Source organism: Paenibacillus sp. BC26 (assembly GCF_900116125.1).
Lineage (GTDB): Bacteria > Bacillota > Bacilli > Paenibacillales > Paenibacillaceae > Paenibacillus_Z > Paenibacillus_Z lignilyticus.
Genome location: NZ_FPAD01000001.1, coordinates 997,054 through 1,017,078 on the forward strand (window position 1 = coordinate 997,054; position 20,025 = coordinate 1,017,078).

15 protein-coding genes and 1 riboswitch are annotated in these 20,025 nt (G+C 50.2%); of the genes, 14 read left to right on the forward strand and 1 reads right to left on the reverse strand.

Translation table 11 applies throughout. The features are described 5' to 3' along the window. The first annotated feature begins 122 nt into the window (after window positions 1–122). The 14 genes from BM412_RS04200 to BM412_RS04265 all read left to right on the forward strand — a co-directional run bounded on the left by BM412_RS04200 (window position 123) and on the right by BM412_RS04265 (window position 18,402). On the forward strand, window positions 123–2,198 hold the full coding sequence (locus BM412_RS04200) for a methyl-accepting chemotaxis protein (protein WP_091214329.1): 2,076 nt from the start codon (window positions 123–125) through the stop codon (window positions 2,196–2,198). A gap of 48 nt (window positions 2,199–2,246) precedes the next feature. Then, window positions 2,247–2,357, forward strand: a riboswitch (TPP riboswitch). A gap of 72 nt (window positions 2,358–2,429) precedes the next feature. Beyond that, a complete protein-coding gene (locus BM412_RS04205) occupies window positions 2,430–3,722 on the forward strand; it encodes an acetylornithine deacetylase (RefSeq protein ID WP_091214331.1) in 1,293 nt (430 codons plus the stop codon). Between the two features lie 27 nt (window positions 3,723–3,749). After that, window positions 3,750–4,421 (forward strand): thiaminase II, encoded by a 672-nt coding sequence (tenA, locus tag BM412_RS04210; RefSeq protein ID WP_091214333.1) that lies wholly within the window; start codon window positions 3,750–3,752, stop codon window positions 4,419–4,421. After that, on the forward strand, window positions 4,418–5,236 hold the full coding sequence (locus tag BM412_RS04215; protein WP_256256110.1) for an ABC transporter ATP-binding protein: 819 nt from the start codon (window positions 4,418–4,420) through the stop codon (window positions 5,234–5,236). Before tenA ends, BM412_RS04215 begins: the two co-directional genes overlap by 4 nt. Continuing rightward, entirely contained in the window at window positions 5,233–5,985 is a 753-nt protein-coding gene (locus BM412_RS04220) for an ABC transporter permease (protein ID WP_091214336.1), read from the forward strand. The genes BM412_RS04215 and BM412_RS04220 overlap by 4 nt, the downstream gene beginning before the upstream one ends. A gap of 13 nt (window positions 5,986–5,998) precedes the next feature. Next, window positions 5,999–7,006, forward strand: a complete 1,008-nt coding sequence (locus BM412_RS04225; RefSeq protein ID WP_091214338.1) for an ABC transporter substrate-binding protein — start codon at window positions 5,999–6,001, stop codon at window positions 7,004–7,006. Between the two features lie 19 nt (window positions 7,007–7,025). After that, on the forward strand, window positions 7,026–8,039 hold the full coding sequence (locus tag BM412_RS04230; protein ID WP_091214341.1) for a ThiF family adenylyltransferase: 1,014 nt from the start codon (window positions 7,026–7,028) through the stop codon (window positions 8,037–8,039). Between the two features lie 19 nt (window positions 8,040–8,058). Continuing rightward, complete coding sequence (thiE, locus tag BM412_RS04235; RefSeq protein ID WP_091214343.1) at window positions 8,059–8,676, forward strand: thiamine phosphate synthase; 618 nt, start codon at window positions 8,059–8,061, stop codon at window positions 8,674–8,676. A 10-nt stretch (window positions 8,677–8,686) separates the two neighbouring features. Next, window positions 8,687–8,884 carry a sulfur carrier protein ThiS gene (gene thiS / locus BM412_RS04240; RefSeq protein WP_091214346.1) on the forward strand — a complete coding sequence of 66 codons (198 nt, stop codon included), beginning with the start codon at window positions 8,687–8,689 and terminating at the stop codon, window positions 8,882–8,884. A gap of 8 nt (window positions 8,885–8,892) precedes the next feature. Continuing rightward, a complete protein-coding gene (locus tag BM412_RS04245) occupies window positions 8,893–9,672 on the forward strand; it encodes a thiazole synthase (RefSeq protein WP_091214348.1) in 780 nt (259 codons plus the stop codon). 42 nt (window positions 9,673–9,714) lie between these two features. Continuing rightward, the gene (gene thiO / locus BM412_RS04250; RefSeq protein ID WP_091214351.1) at window positions 9,715–10,827 is read left to right on the forward strand and encodes a glycine oxidase ThiO; all 1,113 of its coding nucleotides are present in this window, start codon (window positions 9,715–9,717) and stop codon (window positions 10,825–10,827) included. A gap of 458 nt (window positions 10,828–11,285) precedes the next feature. Then, a complete protein-coding gene (locus BM412_RS04255) occupies window positions 11,286–16,220 on the forward strand; it encodes an S-layer homology domain-containing protein (RefSeq protein WP_177245655.1) in 4,935 nt (1,644 codons plus the stop codon). A 90-nt stretch (window positions 16,221–16,310) separates the two neighbouring features. After that, window positions 16,311–17,411: a peptidylprolyl isomerase gene (locus BM412_RS04260; RefSeq protein ID WP_091214355.1), complete on the forward strand. Its 1,101-nt coding sequence runs from the start codon at window positions 16,311–16,313 to the stop codon at window positions 17,409–17,411. Window positions 17,412–17,490: 79 nt separating this feature from the next. Then, on the forward strand, window positions 17,491–18,402 hold the full coding sequence (locus BM412_RS04265; RefSeq protein ID WP_091214357.1) for an exopolyphosphatase: 912 nt from the start codon (window positions 17,491–17,493) through the stop codon (window positions 18,400–18,402). 256 nt (window positions 18,403–18,658) lie between these two features. On the opposite strand, the gene BM412_RS04275 is transcribed toward BM412_RS04265, so the two are convergent. Continuing rightward, window positions 18,659–19,951 carry a homocysteine synthase gene (locus tag BM412_RS04275; RefSeq protein ID WP_091214363.1) on the reverse strand — a complete coding sequence of 431 codons (1,293 nt, stop codon included), beginning with the start codon at window positions 19,949–19,951 and terminating at the stop codon, window positions 18,659–18,661. Window positions 19,952–20,025: the final 74 nt, after the last annotated feature.

Consider the following 20,025-nt stretch of genomic DNA (forward strand, 5'->3'; position numbering starts at 1 on the left):
GCATCCATATTTTAGTATAATAGATACGCAAACATACCTATTTACAAGACCTCTTACCTAATAAGAGGTTTTTTTGTTAGGTTTGCGAGATTATACATGCATAAGCAGGAAGGGACATCTAGATGAAAACCGTAAAAACGAAGATTATGATTGCCATTATTATGTGTTCGGTCGTCGCTGTGCTGGTTGTTGGATTGATTGGCATCAATACGGCGAATCAAATGCTTAAAGAATCCTCTGATGAGGCGGCGAAGCTGAACGTCGATGCTAAAGCCAAGAGCTTGAATCTTACGATCGAGGCGATCGAGCAGTCGGTTAATGGGCTGGCCGTCTCGACGATTTCCATGCTTGATGATGTACGGAAGTTCAAGAGCGACGCCGGTTACGTGAAAGACCTCCAGGAGAAAATAAGGCCTTTGGCCGAACAGTTTTCACAAAATACCGAGGGTGCCATGGCATTCTATATTCGTTTCAATCCCGATTTTACCGCTCCTACATCTGGGCTGTTCCATGCGGATTCGGACGGAGACGGCAAGATCGAACAGTTGACGCCGACAGATTTCAGTCAATATGACCCGACCGATCTGGCTCATGTGGGGTGGTATTATATCCCGGTTAACGCAGGTAAGCCTGTATGGTTGGATCCTTACATGAACGAAAATATCAACGTCAAAATGATCAGTTACGTCGTACCGATCTTCAAAGACGGCGAATCCATCGGCATCGTAGGGATGGACATTAACTTTAACTTGTTTACGGATATCGTATCCGGCATCAAACCTTACGAGAACAGCTACGGCGCCTTGCTGAACGCGAATCTGGATTTCCTCATTCATCCGCAATTGAAGCAAACCGATAATCTCGCTAAAATTCATGCCAATCTGGCGGAACAGATGAAGAAGCAAGAGCTGGGTGTTACGACAGTGCAAGAGAATAACGAGGACAAGATGATCTCCTTTGCGAAGCTGTCCAACGGCCAAACACTGCTTATCGATTCTGCGAAAAGCGATATCTATCGCGATGTGAACACGCTCACGAAACGCATTATGATCGTATTAATCGGTGTTGTGCTTCTAGCCGCTCTAGTTGCTTACCTGATGGGCAGAAGAATTTCAAAGCCGCTGAAGACTCTTATTCTCGATATGAGACGGGTCAAGGAAGGCGACTTTACGATCCGCACATCCATCCTCGGCAAGGATGAGATCGGCGAGATTGGAACGAATTTCAACGGCATGGTGGAAGAGCTGGAGACCCTGACAAGAAGTATCCGCACGGTATCCGGACACATTCATGCTTCATCTCGTTCCCTCGCATCCGTAGCGGAGGAAGTAACGGCGTCTTCGGAAGAAGTATCGGCTTCCCTGCACGAGATTGCCCAAGGCAATAAGATGCAATCGTATTCGATTGAGAAGAGCTCCGAAATATCCGCGAATCTATCGGATAAATTTAAGCAGCTGTATGACAATACGCATGTCATTCTTCAAGTCGTGGACGGCATGCAGGTCAGCAACGAGAACGGCATGTCGCTCATGCAAGATCTGCATGCGATTAATCAAGATAACGGATCGGCGATTACCAATATCGAGCGGGAAATATTTAATCTAAATGACAAAACGCAAAACATCAGCACGATCATCGAGCAGCTCACCCATATCGCGACTCAGACAAATTTGCTGGCGCTGAATGCATCCATTGAATCTTCGAGAGCGGGAGAAGCCGGGAAAGGTTTCGCTGTCGTGGCGAGCGAGATTAGGAAGCTGGCGGAGCAGTCGCGGAAATCGACGGAAGACATCAGCGAAATCATCCTGAATGTGCAGTCGGATGCAAATCATACGGTGGGTGCCATGAAGCAAGTGAAGGAGAGATCGCTGGAGCAATCCGAAGCCGTTCACCAGCTAAGTCAGGCATTCGGGATGCTGTCGGGCACGATCGATCAAATTACGGAAATCCTTCGAACAAACGGCGCGTTCATCACCGAAGTATCCGGAGATTCCAATCAATTAGCCGGCGAGGTTCATGAGATGTCGTCTATCTCGGAAGAGAGTGCGGCATCCTCCGAGCAAGTATCGGAAACGATGGCAGAGCAGGTGAAGGGCTTCGGGAAAGTCGTGGAAGAGGCGGATGCGCTCAATGCATTGTGCGTAACGTTGAATGATCTCGTAAAGAGATTTCATGTGAACGAATCGTCTAAAGTTTAACTTTTGTTGTCAATTGCAGCTTAATAGGCTATAGTGAGGATAATTTCATATTGAAAGTACGGGTGCTGGATGGAGTCTGGCTGAGATAGGGAACGTTATTTCCCTGACCGTTAATCTGAACCAGGTAATGCTGGCGTAGAGAACGTATCGAATTCAAACCATTCGTATATTCTCGAATGGTTTTTTTCTGTTGTTCGTGCCTGCTTTCCTACGGAAAGGAGAAGATAGGTAATGAAAGATTCCTTTATTTCACATGTGCAGCAACAGGTAGAGGAACGACAGGATGAACTGTTTGCCCTGCTGACGGAATTGATCGCTTTCCCGACGGTCAGCCCGCCTGCGCGAAACACGTGGAAGGCACAGCAGTTCTTGGCGGACTATCTCCGAACGAATGGATTTGAGACGGAGCTGTGGGAGGTCTATCCCGGTGATCCAAACGTGACTGCGATCAAATACGGCACGCAGCGGGAGACGTATCAAAGTCTGCTGCTGAACGGCCATATGGACGTAGCTGAGGTTGGAGATAGCAGCGAGTGGGAAGAGACTCCGTTCCGGCTAACTCTGAAAGAGGGTAGAGCCTATGGCAGGGGAACAGCGGATATGAAAGGCGGGCTCGCCGCGCTGCTATTCGCCGTGAAACTGCTAACCGAAGCGGGAGCAGAGCTAAGAGGCGATCTGCTGTTCCATTCGGTTATCGGAGAAGAGGCCGGTGAAGCGGGGACGCGTGCTTGCATGGAACGCGGCTATAAGGCGGATTTCGCCGTTGTGGCGGATACAAGCGGAATGGCAATACAAGGACAAGGCGGGGTTATCACCGGCTGGGTGACGATTCAAAGTCCGGTTACCTATCATGATGGCATGCGAGCCCGCATGATCCATGCCGGCGGCGGCGTTCAAGGGGCCAGCGCGATCGAGAAGATGGCCAAACTGATTACAGGGCTTCAAGAGCTGGAGCGCCACTGGGCTGTGACCAAATCTTACCCCGGCTTTCCGGCCGGTTCGAATACGATCAATCCCGCAGTTATTGAAGGAGGTCGCCACGCGGCCTTTATTGCAGACAAATGCGCGTTGTGGATCACGGTGCATTTCTATCCCGATGAGGATTATGAAACGGTTGCTGCCGAGATCGAGGAGCATTTGCTCGCCATTGCGCAAGCCGATCCTTGGCTGCGGAACAATCCGCCTGTTTTCCGATGGGGTGGGCGGTCGATGATCGAGGAACGCGGCGAAATATTCCCATCTCTGGAGCTGGACAGGGAGAGCAAAGGGCTGAAGGCATTGTATGCCAACCACCAACAAGTGCTAGGTGCCGAACCGCAGCTGGGCATGAGTCCATCCGTAACGGATGCAGGCTGGCTGGGGCGGGCAGGCATACCGACGGTCATCTACGGTCCCGGCGAGCTTGAGCATGCGCATGCCGTTAATGAAAGCACGGACATGAAGGAACTGGTGGATTACGTCAAAGTCATGATCGGCTTCATCGCGGATTGGTGTAATCGGAGAAAGCCGGGCCATGAAGGATAGAACTTGCAAGAGGATGGAGGAATACCAGTGAGTCGATTTAGTGAAAGGCTGTACCATTCAGCGCATGAGATTTGGGCGAAGAGCCATCAGCATCCTTTTCTGACGGAATTGCGGGAGGGGACGCTTGATCCGCAGCGGTTCATCTATTATTTGAAGCAAGATTATGTCTATCTGATCGATTACGCCAAGCTGTTCGCGTTCGGCAGCATGAAGGCCAGAGATATGGAAACGATGGTAAAGTTCGCAGAATTGCTCCATTCCACGCTGCATGTCGAGATGGAGCTCCACCGAGGTTACGCGGAGCGTTTCGGCGTGACGCGAGGAGAGCTGGAGCAGACGCATCCTGCGCCTACTACGGTTGCGTACACCAAATATTTGCTGGATGTCGCGCAACAGGGTTCGCTCGCGGAAGTTGTAGCGGCGCTGCTCCCCTGCATGTGGAGTTACCAGGAGATCGGGGCAACGTTCATGAAGATTCCGGGGGCCTTGGATCATCCGCTGTATCGGGAGTGGATCATAATGTACGGCTCCGAGGAATTCGAGGCATTGACGAATTGGTGCATTGGTTTAATGGATCGTTTGGCAGAAGGCCTGCCTGAACGAGAGCTTGCGCAGCTGGAGGAGCGATTTCTCATGGCTTCCAAGCTTGAATATATGTTCTGGGATATGGCCTATCGGCAAGAGGAGTGGCCGGTTTGAGCACAACAGTAGAAACAGGAAAACAGCAAGCCGCGTTATCGGTACGCGGACTTAGCTTCTCTTTTCCGCAAGAATCACCCTTGTTCGAAGCTTTGAACTTCGATATGAAACCAGGCGAGTTTGTCAGCATTCTGGCAGCAAGCGGGATCGGCAAAACAACGCTATTCCGGCTGTTGTCCGGTCTGCTTGTTCCTACAGCGGGCACGATTGCCATTGGCGCAGGGGGCGACTCCGCGACAGAGGCAACGAAGCTGGGGAAGATCGGCTATATGCCGCAAAAGGACTGCCTTCTCCCATGGAGATCCGTGCAGGATAATGCGGCAATTGGCTTGGAGCTGCGCGGAGCTTCCAAGCGGGAGGCCCGTCGCCAAGTGCTGGAGCTGCTGCCGGGTCTGGGGCTTGAAGGAACGGAAAACAAATACCCGCATGAACTATCCGGCGGTATGCGCCAGCGCGTATCGTTTCTGCGTTCCCTTCTGGGCGGCGGAGAGCTGTTTCTGCTGGATGAACCATTCAGCGCCTTGGATGCCATGACGCGGATCAGCATGCAGGAGTGGCTGCTGCAAGTATGGGAGCAGCATCGCAAGACGATTCTGTTCATCACGCACGATGTTGATGAGGCGCTGCTCTTATCTGATCGGGTACTTGTCGCCGCGGAATCGCCCATTACGACTCTTCGTGAGCTGAACGTAAATCTGCCTCGCCCCCGCAGCTATGAAGTGGCGCTGGATGAGACGTTCATCGGCTTGAAGCGACAGCTGCTGGATTGGATCGGTTTTGGTGCAGGCGGCTCGAACGGAGGAGGCCGGTCATGAAACGACGTTTAATCGCTAATGTACCTGTCCTGCTGTTCGTGCTGATGCTGGCTGTGTTATGGGAAGTCGGAACAAGGGTTATGAACATCCCGCATTACATCATTCCGAAGCTATCTGACGTGTTTGTCTCCATGTGGGAGAATAAACAGCTGCTTGGGAAACATTTTGGCGTCACGCTGGGAGAGTCCCTGCTCGGACTGGGAATTTCGGTGCTGTTCGGAACGCTGGCTGCCGCTTGGATCGAAAGCTCCGGGTTAGCGAAGAAGACGATTTACCCGCTTATTGTCGGTTCCCAGACCATTCCGATCATCGCCTTATCGCCGATTATGGTGATGTGGTTCGGCTATGAGATCTGGAGCAAGATTGCCGTTGTCGTGTTGTTCACCTTCTTCCCGCTTGCTGTGAATACGGCGGATGGGCTTCGCTCGGCAGATCCCGATATCGGGGAGCTGATGCGAACGATGGGAGCTCGCAAACGCGATCTTCTTACGAAATGGAAGATTCCATCCGCACTTCCGGGGTTCTTCACGGGGCTGAAGATGGCTGCCGCGATCAGTGTCGGAGGCGCTACGCTTGGGGAATGGCTCGGAGGCGAGAACGGCCTCGGGATGTACACGAAGCGGGCATCCAATATGCTGCGCGGCGAAGCGGTGTTCTCGGGCGTGATTTTGCTGTCGGCTATGGGGATCATCTTGTTCCTCGCGGTTCAATGGTTAGAGCGCGCATGCCTTGTTCATCGCAGAAGTTAAGGTTAAAGGAGAAATGACAGTGAATCTACGTAAATGGTCGACAAGCACATGGAAAGCGACAGCTCTGGCACTGGTATTGCTGGTGGTTGCAGGTTGCGGGTCCAATAAGCAAGCAGCTGACGGGGAGACGGAAATTACGGTACTGCTCGATTGGTATCCGAACGCGGTGCATACATTCCTGTATGCGGCGCAAGAGCAGGGATATTTTAAAGACGCAGGCTTGAAAGTGAATCTGCAAACGCCGGCGGACACCAACGATGCGCTGAAGCTGGTGGCAACCGGGAAAGCGGATCTGGCGCTGAGCTATCAAATGCAGGTGGCGATCTCACGTTCCGAAGGGATTCCGATTGTGTCTGTCGGCGCAATCGTTCGTCATCCGCTTAATCAACTGCTTGTTCTGGATTCTGAAGGAATTAACAGTCCCAAGGATCTGATCGGCAAAAAAATCGGGTACCCTTCGATTCCCCTCGATGAAGCGATCGTTAATACGATGGTGAAATCAGACGGCGGCGACCCATCGAAGCTGTCGTATACCGACGTTGGCTGGGATCTGATTCCGGCGATGACGACGAAGAAGGTTGATGCCATTATCGGCGGTTATGTGAATCATGAGAAGCTGTTATTGGAGAAAGAAGGCGAGAAGCTGACTGCTTTCGATCCTTCTAAATACGGCGTACCGGATTACTACGAGCTGGTGCTTACCGCTAGTGAAGAAGGGCTGAACAATAAGAGCGCTGCGATTAAGAAGTTTATAGAGGCCGCTGCCAAAGGGCAGGCGTATACGGCGAGCCATCCGGATGAGTCGCTGCAGCTGCTGCTGGATGAGCAGAGCGAGGAGTTTCCTCTGGATGCTGCCGTAGAGAAGCAAAGCTTAGCAATCTTGCTGCCGCTGATGGATGCAGGGACAGAACCTTTTGCCAGTCAGTCCGAGCAATCCTGGAACGACGTGATTACTTGGCTGACAGAGCAAGGACAGATCTCGAAGGACGTTAAGGCAGCAGAAGCATTCCGCAATTTGTAAGGCGAGGAGAGTCGGACAGATGAATGAACGATATTCCAGGCAGATGCTGTTCGCGCCTATCGGGGAAGCCGGTCAGCAGAAGCTGAAGCAAAGTGCGGTCTTAATTGTCGGCATGGGCGCGCTGGGCACGGTGCTGGCTAACCATATGGTAAGAGCCGGCGTAGGCTTGGTGCGGTTTGTGGACCGCGATTATGTGGAGCAGAGCAACTTGCAGCGGCAAATGTTATTTGATGAGGAAGATGTCCGGCAAGGATATCCGAAGGTTATAGCGGCAGAGAAGAAATTGCGCAAAATCAACTCCGATGTCCGTCTCGAAGCGATCGTGGCCGATGTCACCGTTCATAATATCGAATCCCTTCTGGATGGAATCGATTTGGTGCTCGATGGGACGGATAATTTTCAAACGAGATTTCTGCTCAATGATGCATGCTTCAAGAGGGGCATTCCGTTTACGTATGGCGGTGCGGTCAGCTCGCGGGGGATGAGCGCGATTCTGGTTCCGGGGAGCACGCCTTGCCTGCGCTGCTTCATTCAATCCGCCGATGCCAGCGGGCAAACCTGCGATACGATCGGCGTCATTGCGCCAGTCGTCGATATTGTCGCATCCTATCAAGCCGTCGAAGCGATGAAGTTTCTTGTCGGTGCGCATGACAAACGCAGAAACAGCCTGGCGACCTTTGATCTGTGGGCGAATCACTATTACGATATGAAGCTTGGTGAGCCGCGAAACAACTGCCCTTGCTGCCGGTTAAAGCAATATCCCGCTCTGGATCAGGCGGAGCAAGACTCGGCGATCTCCTTGTGCGGACGAGAAACGGTGCAAATGGCCGGGAATGGCCCCATCGATCTGGAGATATGGCGAGCGCGGCTTGCGCCTGCGGTGGTGCAGGTGAGTGTGAATGCTTATTTGCTTCGGGCGGAGCTGCCGGAGGGAGAGAGACTGGTCTTATTCCCGGATGGTCGTGTATTTGTGCAGGGAACGGATGATTTGGTTCGCGCCAAGATTTTGTATGCCCGCTATATCGGATCATAAATAGGGAGGGAATAGTAGAATGAAAGAGTTTCGTTTATATGCGATTACAGGCGAGCAATTTCACCCGGGTAGAGACATGATCGAGGTCATGGAGGAAGCGATTCTCGGCGGCGTAGATATCATTCAGCTGCGGGATAAAACAAGCGGTAAAGCAGAGCTGCTGCAGAAAGCGAAGGCGCTTCGGGAGCTTACTAGCAAGCATGGCGTTACGTTTATCGTGAACGACCACATCGACGTTGCGATGGCGGTCGACGCGGATGGCATTCATCTGGGTCAAGATGATGTGCCGCTGCACGAAGCCAGACGGATCGTTGGCGAGAAAATCATCGGCATCTCGACGCACAAGCTTGAGGAAGCGCTGCAGGCAGAACGAGACGGAGCGGATTATATCGGCGTCGGTCCTGTTTTCGCTACGAAGACCAAAGTCGATGTCGTTGATCCGGTAGGCGTATCGTATGTACGCGATGTCGCTGCGAACATCCGCATTCCTTTTGTCGCAATTGGCGGCATTAAACTTGGCAACGTAGATGAAGTACTGGCTGCCGGAGCTACGCGTATCTGCGTGGTTAGCGGAATTGTAGGGAGCAGCGATGTGCGCGGGACTTGCGAAGCGTTCCTCGGGAAGCTGAATAAATAGGGGTGAGCGTATGGTGCTTGTAATTAACGGACAGAAGCAGGAGCTGGATGTTCTGACGATCCAGGACGTCATTGCCCATTATGGGTTAGCCGGCAAGCCGATCGTGGTTGAGGCGGACGGGGATGTTCTTACGGCCGCGCAATGGGAGACCGCAACAGTACGTCCGGACATGCGAATCGAGCTTGTACATTTTGTCGGAGGAGGTTGACGGATCGAATGAAGCAGGATGTGTTTAAGATTGGCGGCCGTGAATTATCTTCTCGTTTCTTTATCGGTACAGGACTTTTCCCTAATCCCTATGTGCAAATGGAAGCGATCAAAGCTTCGGGTGCCGAGGTGCTGACCTTTGCCATTCGCCGCATTAACTTAGAATCAACGGAGGATGATTCCATCCTTCAGCATTTGCAGGATGGCGAATATATCTATCTTCCTAATACGTCCGGTGCAAGGACGGCGGATGAAGCGGTTCGTATTGCCCGATTGGCCCGTGCTTCCGGCCTAAGCGACTGGATTAAAGTCGAAATTAGCGCGAACGAGCGCACGCTGCTGCCGGATCCGATCGAAACCTTGAAAGCGACCGAGATTCTCGTCAAGGAAGGGTTTACGGTGCTTCCTTATATCACGGATGATCCGATTATGTGCAAAAGACTTGAAGAAGCGGGCGCAGCGGCCGTTATGCCGGGTGCAGCTCCGATCGGAACCGGACTTGGCATACTGAATCCCTTTCATCTAAGCCTGATCGTTGAAGATGCGCAAGTGCCGATCATCGTGGATGCCGGCCTTGGTTCGGTGAGCGATGTCACGCAAGCGATGGAGCTAGGGGTATCGGCTGTACTGATGAACACGCCTGTTGCCAAAGCGAGAAATCCCGTCGGCATGGCGCAAGCGATGAGAATGGGCATCGAAGCAGGCCGCCTTGCTTATCTATCGGGTAGAATCGAGAAGAAGCGGTATGCGTCGGCGAGCAGCGGGTTGGATGCGTATAAATTGAAATAAGCGAGCCGGAACGAGTGAGAGCTTGGGAGAGTTGGGTTGGAAATGAAAGAGAGCATTGTGGTCATGGGAGGCGGCGTCATCGGGTTATCCTGCGCATTGGAGCTGCAGCAGCGGGGACATCAGGTCACGGTTCTGGAAATCAATCGCTGCGGAGGTCAGGCATCCGGCGCTGCTGCCGGCATGCTGGCGCCATATTCCGAGAATGTGGAAGGCTCCGATGCTTTTTTTCGGTTTTGCTTAGAAAGTCTGCAGCTGTATCCCGAATGGCAAGCAGGCGTGAAGGAGATTTCCGGGCAGACCTTCGAATACACGAACTCCGGCAGTCTCTATATTGCTTATCATGATGCGGATTTGCTGGCACTGGAAGGCAGATTGCTGTGGCAGAGTCAGTACGGTTCTTCCGGCAGTATAGTCGAGGGTGATGCGCTGCTTCGCCTGGAGCCCCATCTGTCGACGAATGTAAGGGCTGCGCTGCATACGCCGGAGGAGAGCCATCTCTATGCCCCTCATTATGTCAAAGCATTGGAGCAAGCTTGCCGCGTGTTAGGGGTATGTATCCATGAGAATCTCCAGCGGGTCAGCGTTGATGAGTGGGAGAGCGAGATACGCATCCAATCAGCAGATGGACGCTATTTCAATGGCGATCGCTTACTGGTTTGCTCAGGAGTATGGGCGCAAGAGCTGTCAGATACATTCGGCATCCAAATTCCCGTATATCCGATTCGCGGACAAATTTGTGCGTATGAAGTAGAAGCAAAGCCGGTCCAGCACATGGTCTTCGGCAATCAGGGGTATCTGGTGGCAAAAGAAAACGGGACCGTCGTGTGCGGTGCTTCCGAGGATGTTGCCGGCTTCGATACTACCGTAACGGCCAAGGGAATCGAGCGGCTTACAAGATGGAACAAGAAGGTGTTCCCTTTTCTCGGCGAGCGGGAGCCGTTTCATCGCTGGGCCGGATTGCGCCCTTCCACGCAGGATGGATTCCCGCTGATCGGTGCAATCGACAGCACAGACCGCGTCGTGTTTGCGGTCGGGCATTACCGCAACGGCATTCTGCTCAGTCCGGCAACCGCCAAGCTGGCTGCGGACTGGGTCGAAGGGAAGCGGGAAGCGGCGGGAGATTATCACGCTTTCTTACCGGGGCGGTTTTCCTGAACGGAATAGAGCAATCATTAGTCAGTACGTTTACTTATTTGATCGATCGTATGAGGCAAGACTTTCACATTCAGTTGTGGAGTCTTGCCTTTTTGCTTTTGCTGGGATATTGCGAGCCTAACGTTCGAATCCATGTATAAATCCGACTACATTGTTTTTCGTCATATAAACGTTAATGGGGTCATGCTGCTTCGTAGTTTACATGCGACGATCAACTATATGATAAATAGGCTGGTGAAGAAATGGTGCACCGTTATGAAATCGCTCACATTTCTTCATCTCGACTATCCATTAAAAGGAGAGATCGTTAAATGGTAAGGTTTAACAAGGTCATCACGTTATTCTGTATACTTACTCTGTTTGCATCATTACTAAGTATACATCCAGTGGCAGCCGGTGCATCGTCTCTAAATACTTACTATGTGGATTCAGTTAACGGAAATGACAGCAATAGCGGATTGAGTCAAGGTCAGGCCTGGAAAACGTTAGACAAGGTAAACGGCACGGATTTTGTGCCGGGAGATCAGATTTTGTTCAAAGCAGGCGGCAGTTGGAATGGTCATTTGACCATTGATGACTCTGGCTATGGTGCAAACCGCATTACATTTGACAAATATGGTGAAGGTCCGAAACCGATTATTGCGGGGGGCGGCGTTCCGAAAACAATCTTCTTACATAATGCGGAATACGTAACGATCCGAAATCTGGAAATTACGAATGATGCTCCGAAAAATGATCATCGTTACGGAATTTTTGTGTCGAACGATACTGGCCGAACATTAAGAAGTTTGCACTTTGAGAGTTTGGATATTCATAATGTGAAAGGCAATTATGCAGGCAGCTTACGATTCTGGTCGGCCGCGATAGGCTTCAATGCTTATAAAAGCAATTCATCGTATGATGACTTCCTTATAGCGGACAGCCATATCTACGACAATGAGAGCCATGGCATTCAAAGCGACGGAGATGCAGCTGTCAAAGAGAGTACGCTTTATACAAACGTAGTGATCAGAAACAACTTCTTTGAACGAAACGGCAATGGAGACATCGTCGTCGGCCTTTGCGACTCTCCTTTGATCGAATACAATACTTCCTACGATCAGGGCGGCGGCTTCGAAGGGTACGGGTATACCGTTTCCATGTGGGAATGGCTCAGCAAGAATGCGGTTTTCCAAAATAACGAAGTCGCCTACACGAATCATGACCCGCTGCAAGATAACGACGACGGGGATTCGCAGGCTTTCGACGCCGACATCGCTACGATTGACAGAGTGACGTTCCAGTATAATTACAGCCATGACAACGCGGGCGGTTTTCTGCTGGTGATGGGCAATTCCCAGGAGAACTACAAAGGCGCGACCGTGAGATACAACGTGAGCTTCAACGACCATAAAACCAACGTCAACGAAAATACGACCTTATCGATCAATCACGCGGGTTCGGAAGGATCGTACATTTACAATAACGTGTTCTACAACAACATCGAAGATGAAGGAATCCATATCAAGTCGCTTGCAACCGAAACGGCTAAAATTTATTACCAGAACAATATTTTCTATGCGAACGCAGCTTCGACCTATCCTTCGGCTTCCGATTCCAATAACGTTTTTGACTATAACGGCTACTTTGGAACGGGAAATATTGCGCCGGTTGAAGACTTGCATGCCATCACTGCGGATCCGAAATTTGCCGACCCTATTCCGGCGGTTCCTACGGATGGCATGGAAGGCGCCGACGTATTCAAGTTGAGCTCGGAGTCTCCGTATATTAACGCGGGAACAGTCATTGCGGATAACGGCGGCAGAGATTTCTGGGGCAATGCGCTCTCTGATGGCGCTCCGGATATTGGTGCACATGAGTATGGCAGTCCCAAAGCGGAAGCGGTGACCGTAACTCCCAAACCGCTGATTATTCCTGATGCGGTAGATCCGGCTATTCACGCCGGAAGATGGTCGGTGAAAGCCGTTTCTACAGACACAGCTTCGAATAACGAAATGAAGCAAACCCTTTCAGGTGTACAACCGAATCAGGCTTACGAGGCAAGGGTTTGGGTGAAAGGCGCTGGTGGGTATACGTTATCGGTTGGCGATGGAACCACCGTTATCGATGAGATATCCTTTGAAGCTTTGAATGAATGGACTCAAATCCAGCTGCCGGTGAACAGCGGAAATTCCTCGACGCTGGTTTATGCGCTGACAGAGACAGGAGGAGCGGCCGGAACAGCGTACTTCGACGATGCGTTTCTGGGCGTCGCCGACGGTCCGAATTTGCTCGAAAACAGCAGTTTTGAATATGGCGTAAGGCCGTGGACAATAGACAATGTATTCTCGCTGTACCATACTATTGCACCTGCAAATCCTGATGATCCGACGCCGGAACCGGAGCCTGAACTGCCGACAACGGCGGGACAAGTGAATGATGATTTCGACAGCACCGATTTAAACGCAAGGTGGAAGTGGATTTCAGAAGATCCGTTAAAATGGAGCCTGTCCTCGAATCCGGGGAAAATGAATATCGCGAGCAGCGGCGGAGATGTCGATTCTACGAAAAACGTCTTGCTCCAATGGGCGCCTAAAGGCGATTTTACGATCGAGACCAAAATATCCGCAATCCCGACGGCGGATTGGGAACAGACTGGATTATTGGTCTATATCGATGGCGCAAACCACATTAAACTTAACCGGGTACATGACGGCGAACTGAAATTCCAGTTCGGCTATAAGCAAGCCGGCGTATGGAATAGCGGTACTTACACGAATATCAACGATTCCGACGATGATAACCCCGACTATTACCTGAAGCTGGAGAAGAGAGGCGCAACTTATACGGGGTACTACTCGCAAGACGGTACTGTTTATACCAAAATAGGCAGTTATACCGTTTACTTCCCCGGCAATAAACGGATCGGTCTGTATAACTGTAACGGAACGAACGTCATTGCCGATTTCGATTATTTCCGTATGACTGGCTTGGATACCAATGCAAGCGAACCGACAGCGCCGCCGACAACACCGCCGCTGGTACCTAACGAAGCGCACAGCGGCGATTACGCGATCAAAGTCGACAATAACTCGGCTGGAAGTGCCTGGAAGTCTATGGGGTACAGCAATATCGCGGTTACGCCGAATACCGCTTTGCAATTCAAGGCATGGGTGAAAGGAAGCGGAGGCGTTAAAGTCGTCATAGCCAACGCGGATTGGTCTACACTTGCCGAGAAGGACTTACCCGCAACGGGCGAATGGACCGAAGTAAACATCGGGAAGGTTGAAGGTGAAGGTGAGATTAATACCGGATCTAATAATGTTATGCATGTCATGCTCAAAACGACGGATGCCTCCACTACGATGTTCATAGATGATGTTTTCTTTGGAAGTTTTGGCGGGGAGAACGGCATCGAGAACTCCGACTTTGAAGATGGGTCGGGTCCTTGGTGGGGCGTGAGCGCACCATTCTCCCTGGAGGAGAAAACGCCGCCTCCGTCACCTGATGTGCACAGTGGAGATTTTGCGATTAAAGTCGATCATAACTCGTCTGGACACAACTGGAAATCTATGGGGTACAACGATATAGCGGTTACGCCGAATACCGCTTTGCAATTCAAGGCATGGGTGAAAGGAAGCGGGAACGTTAAATTCGCATACACTGCAGATTGGTCTAAGTATTACGAGTATGACCTGACCGCGACCGCGACCGCGACCGACGAATGGAAAGAAGTAATCATCGACTTTAATCCCGGAACGGATTCCGTTATTAATGTCAGTATCAAAACGACGGAACCAGTCAGTACGATATTCATTGATGATGTGTTCTTAGGAACACCCGGCGGGGAGAACCTCATCAAGAACTCTAGCTTTGAAGATGGGTCGGGTCCTTGGTGGGGCGTGGAAGCTCCTTTCTCCCTCGTTGAAGTCATCGATGCAAACAGCAAACCTGAATTTTATCCGATGAGGGACAAATCGATTCGTGAAAACAACCCGCTGGTGTTCACGATTCATGCAGCGGATAAGAATGGAGATTCTTTGACCTATAGTGCGGAGAATCTGCCTGCAGGCGCTTCATTCAATGCTTCATCACGTGTTTTCAGCTGGACGCCTACAGATTCGCAATCAGGCGCATACACGGTCACGTTTAACGTAACCGATGGAACGAGCACCGTATCTGAAAATGTACTAATCACTGTGCTTAACAGGCCGGCTGGACCAACGCCGCCACCAACGATACCGTCAACGACACCGTCCCCGCAGCCCGGGACCGTGAAAATTGCAGCCATCCCTGACGGAAACGGTAAAGCTGTCGTCGAGGTGAAGGCAAATGAGCTTCAGGCCGCTCTGCTTGATGCGAAAGAATCCATTGTAGACATTATCGTTGAAGGAGCGGAATCGGCCAAAGAGGTGACCGTAAATCTCTCCGGCGATGCAGTTCATACCGCTCTTGACAATAAGATCAAGCAGTTCAATATCAATACCGGACTTGCCGTGATCTCGATATCGACGGAACTGTTGAAGAAGCAAGACGGAGCTTCCGGCAATGTGCAGCTTTCCGTTACGAATGTCGATTCCTCGGCACTATCGGATGAAGCGAAAGAAGCGGTTGGGAGCCATCCGGTCTACGACTTCAACCTCAGCATCGACGGGAAGAAAATCAGCCAATTCGGGGATCAAGCCGTGACGGTGAAGCTGAACTACAAGTTGAAGTCCGGAGAAGACCCGAATCAGATCATCATTTATTACCTGAATGATAACGGAAAGCCGGAAATCGTAAAGAACGGCAAATTCGATTCCGCAACCGGTCAAGTGACATTCAGTACGGCGCATTTCAGCAAATATGCAATTGCGTTTAACGAAGTAAGCTTTAACGATATTGCCAACGTATCCTGGGCGCAAGACAGCATCGAAGCATTGGCAGCAAGAGGCATTATCCAAGGCGTTGGGGGAGACAGCTTTAAACCCAATGATCAACTGACAAGAGCAGCATTTATTACGATGCTGATGAATGCCTTCGATTTGATTGACGGCAACGCCAAAACTTCGCTAAGCGATGTGAAGAAGGATACTTGGTACTACAGCGCAATCGCATCGGCACAACAACTCGGTATTGTTAAAGGCAAATCGGACGGTACGTTTGGCGTTAATGAAAAGATTTCGAGACAGGACATGGCCGTCATGCTTTACAACGTCGGATTAGCGGTAAAGGCTAACTTTAACGTGAACGGAGAAGCAGCTTCCTTCCACGATCAATCCGAAATCGCGGCATACGCCGTAAATGCGGTAGCGGCTATTCAACAAGCCAAGATCATCAACGGTGTAGGAAATGGGAATTTCGCACCGCGGGATGTGGCAACAAGGGCGCAAGCAGCTGTTGTCATTTGGAATATGTTTGCTAGAACGAAGTAATGTCACAGCAGAAACGATATTAGAATACTCATTCATTCAAGAGATGGCTCTTTTACTCCAAGAGCCGTCTCCTGAAAGGAGGAATTAGGCATGGGGAAGCGTGTTATAAACAAACGGTATCGTTTCAAAAATACTTATCTATGGTTATGGATCGCAGTTATTGCGGTTTGCTGTACCGCTTTTATACTGGCAGGCAATAGCAGTGATAACAATTGGGAGTCTAGTGTTGTCGCTACGGTAGACGATGAGCCTATAACCGTGGAAGAGTGCATGCCCAAACTCGTCAAGCATCGCTCTGAAATATTGGCGTATTTTAAGAAGAAACACAACGTTGAACCTGATAAAGGGTTCTGGACGAGCAGTTTCGATGGCGAGATACCCGGAGAAATGCTGAAAAAGGCTGCTTTGGATGAGTGCATCACGATAAAAGTGCTGCAAATCGCGGGCAAAGAAAAGGAACTGGTGAAGGATATCAGCTATTCCCAATTTCTCAAGGATCTTCATTCAGAGAATGAAAGACGGAAAACGGCTGTCGCAAATAAGAAAGTGATATACGGTCCCGAGCAGTATGCGGAAGACGTTTATTTCTCGAAATTGTTTACAGACATGACCCATAAGTTAATGGACGAAGTAAATGAACAACATCCGGTATCGGAGGAAGAGATCAAGCATTATTATGATCAAGCCATCAGCGAAAACAAGTATAAAAAGATAGATAGAGTAAAGGTTGAGAAAATAGCTTTCCTATTTACAGCCGGAGATGATAAGAGTAAGGCAGCTGCAAAGGAAATGGCTGAAGAAGCACAGCTTAAACTCGCTAATGGAGATCATGTTCAGGCTTTATCCGATCGGTATGGCAAGAATTCCGCAATTCCCATCGAATCCGGCGAACAGATTTTTGATTCTACGACCAGTCATGACGATTATATGCCGGCAACGCATGAATTTACCGAAACTGCCGTTGGCTTAGCTGTAGGGCAGGTGAGTGGGGTTTTCGAGTACAACAAAGCTTATTATGTGGTTAAATGCATCGAAAAAACAGAAGAGGGATTCAATAAACTGGAGGAAGTTAATGATTCTATCGCACTAGCCGTAAAAGAACAGAAGTTTGCCTCTTACGTTGACGATTTGGTCAAGCATGCAACCGTAGTTATCGATAAAGAAGTATATGGCAAGCTTGAAATGTTTTAGGTTGTACGCCTTCCTAATAGCGGTATGGTATAATAGACCTATTGATAGGCTAATAGATCTACTACATGGAGGGATCGGGATGAGGTTAGTCACAAGATCGGATTTCGATGGATTGGTTACGGCGGTTCTGTTCAGAAAGTTAGGCATGATCGATGATATGAAGTTTGTTCATCCGAAAGATATGCAAGACGGCTTAGTCGAGATTACGAGTAACGATATATTGACGAATGTTCCTTTTATAGAAGGCTGCGGCTTATGGTTTGATCATCATGCCAGCGAGTTGAAGCGTTCGCAAGAAGAGGGATTTACATACGAAGGCGAGATTAGAATCGCGGATAGCGCTGCGAGAGTCGTTTATGATTTCTATGGGGGACGAGACAAGTTCGGTCCTTTCTTCGATAGCATCATGGAAGGTGTAGACAAGGCGGATGCCGCAAAGTTTACCAGAGAGGATATTTTGAATCCGCAAGGCTGGGATTTACTTTCCTTTATTATGGACTCCCGCACGGGGCTTGGACGTTATCGCGATTTCCGTATAAGCAACTACCAACTGATGGAGAAGTTGGTTGGGCTTTGCTTGGAACAATCGCTGGAAGAGATTATGCAGGATGAAGATGTGAGACAACGTGTGGAGCGGTACTTTGAATTGGATGAATTGTTCCGTGACATGCTTATCGCGCATACGCGCGTAGAAGGAAATGCGATCATTACCGATTTAAGAGGCGTGGAAACCATCTATCCGGGCAATCGTTTCTTGGTATACGCTCTTCATCCCGAGCAGAACGTATCGCTGTGGATCGTGGACGGATTCCAGAAACAGAATTGTGCGATCGCTTGCGGACATAGCATCGTGAATCGGTCATGCGGCGTTCAGGTCGGATACTTAATGAGAGAATTCGGCGGCGGCGGACATGAAGCTGCCGGAACTTGCCAAGTATCGTACGAATCCGCGGATGAAGCCATCGAAGCTATTATTCAACGATTTAATTGAGATGGATTGATATGACGAGCTCGACGACGCGAATCAACTGTATGCGATGCCTCCATTATTATGTTACGTGGGACCCGAAGTTCCCCCGTGGCTGCAAAGCGTTTAAGTTCAAAACTTCGGCGATGCCCAGTGCTGCCGTTCTCACTTCATCCGGCAAGCCATGCATGAACTTCGAGGCGAAGCTGAAATAGTTAAAATAAAGGGCATCGATCCTATTGCGATCGATGCCCTATTCTATTGCTCGCAAGCTTAGCGATTATTGCTGGCTCGCTTTAATCGCTTGATCCAGATCATGAAGAATATCCGCGATGCCTTCCGTACCGATGGACAAGCGAATCATCCCCGGGGAAACGCCGGTCGCAATTTGTTCCTCTTCCTTAAGCTGCGCATGTGTAGTGCTTGCCGGGTGAATAATAAGCGACTTCGAATCGCCGACATTCGCCAAGTGGGAGAATAGCTTCACGTTCTCGATCACTTTTTTCCCCGCATTCAAACCGCCTTTAATCCCGAACGTCAGAATAGCGCCTTGGCCCTTAGGCAGATACTTTTGCGCTTTGTCGTAGGACGCATGGCTTTGCAAGCCCGGATAGCTGACCCACTCTACGGACTCATGCGCTTCCAGAAACTGCGCCGTTGCCAGTGCATTAGCGGAATGACGCTCCATACGCAGATGCAGCGTTTCCAAGCCTTGCAGCAGCATAAAGGAATTAAACGGTGAAATGGCAGCTCCCATATCACGCAGCAATTGCACGCGTGCTTTAATAATATAAGCGATCGGTCCCACAGCATCCGTATACACGACGCCATTATAGCTCGGATCCGGTTCCGTCAGGCCAGGGAAACGACCGCTTCCTTTCCAATCGAATTTACCGCCATCTACGATAATGCCGCCGATCGAAGTGCCGTGTCCGCCAATGAATTTGGTTGCGGAGTGGACGACAATATCAGCTCCGTATTCGATCGGGCGAAGCAGGTAGGGGCTTGGGAATGTGTTATCTACAATCAGAGGAAGACCGTTCTCATGGGCAATGGAGGCTACGGCTTCAATATCAAGCACATCTCCCTTGGGATTGCCGATGGTTTCAGCGAAGATGGCCTTTGTTCGCTCATTAATGGCACTGCGGAAATTGTCCGGGTTGCTTGGATCTACGAAATGAACTTTAATGCCAAGCTTCGGCAATGTAGTGGAAAATAAGTTATAAGTGCCGCCGTACAGACTCGCTGCAGAGACAATTTCATCTCCTGCTTCGGCAATATTCAGAATGGAGTATGTAATGGCTGCCATCCCTGAGGAAGTAGCTAATGCTGCCGGCGCGCCTTCGAGCGCTGCAATTCTTTTCTCAAATACATCTGTTGTCGGATTCATAATGCGCGTGTAGATATTGCCGAATTCTTGTAGCGAGAATAAATTTGAAGCATGCTCGGAATCGCGGAACCCATAAGAAGTCGTTTGGTATAGCGGTACTGCACGCGACATGGTCGCGGGATCAATCTCTTGCCCAGCGTGTACGGCTAATGTTTCTATGGAATATTTGCGTTCTTCTGCCATTTCTACAATCATCCTCCTCGAATTTGATATCACTACTAGTTTCTCATAGTCTGATAGAAATTTCCATCTAAGCA

Bases quoted from the DNA above. Each gene is read 5' to 3' on its own strand.
- BM412_RS04230 (WP_091214341.1), top strand. From the start codon at position 7,026: ATGAATGAACGATATTCCAGGCAGATGCTGTTCGCGCCTATCGGGGAA.
- BM412_RS04205 (WP_091214331.1), top strand. From the start codon at position 2,430: ATGAAAGATTCCTTTATTTCACATGTGCAGCAACAGGTAGAGGAACGA.
- BM412_RS04265 (WP_091214357.1), top strand. From the start codon at position 17,491: ATGAGGTTAGTCACAAGATCGGATTTCGATGGATTGGTTACGGCGGTT.
- thiE (WP_091214343.1), top strand. From the start codon at position 8,059: ATGAAAGAGTTTCGTTTATATGCGATTACAGGCGAGCAATTTCACCCG.
- BM412_RS04200 (WP_091214329.1), top strand. From the start codon at position 123: ATGAAAACCGTAAAAACGAAGATTATGATTGCCATTATTATGTGTTCG.
- BM412_RS04275 (WP_091214363.1), bottom strand. From the start codon at position 19,951: ATGGCAGAAGAACGCAAATATTCCATAGAAACATTAGCCGTACACGCT.
- BM412_RS04245 (WP_091214348.1), top strand. From the start codon at position 8,893: ATGAAGCAGGATGTGTTTAAGATTGGCGGCCGTGAATTATCTTCTCGT.
- thiS (WP_091214346.1), top strand. From the start codon at position 8,687: ATGGTGCTTGTAATTAACGGACAGAAGCAGGAGCTGGATGTTCTGACG.
- BM412_RS04260 (WP_091214355.1), top strand. From the start codon at position 16,311: ATGGGGAAGCGTGTTATAAACAAACGGTATCGTTTCAAAAATACTTAT.
- BM412_RS04225 (WP_091214338.1), top strand. From the start codon at position 5,999: ATGACAGTGAATCTACGTAAATGGTCGACAAGCACATGGAAAGCGACA.
- BM412_RS04220 (WP_091214336.1), top strand. From the start codon at position 5,233: ATGAAACGACGTTTAATCGCTAATGTACCTGTCCTGCTGTTCGTGCTG.
- thiO (WP_091214351.1), top strand. From the start codon at position 9,715: ATGAAAGAGAGCATTGTGGTCATGGGAGGCGGCGTCATCGGGTTATCC.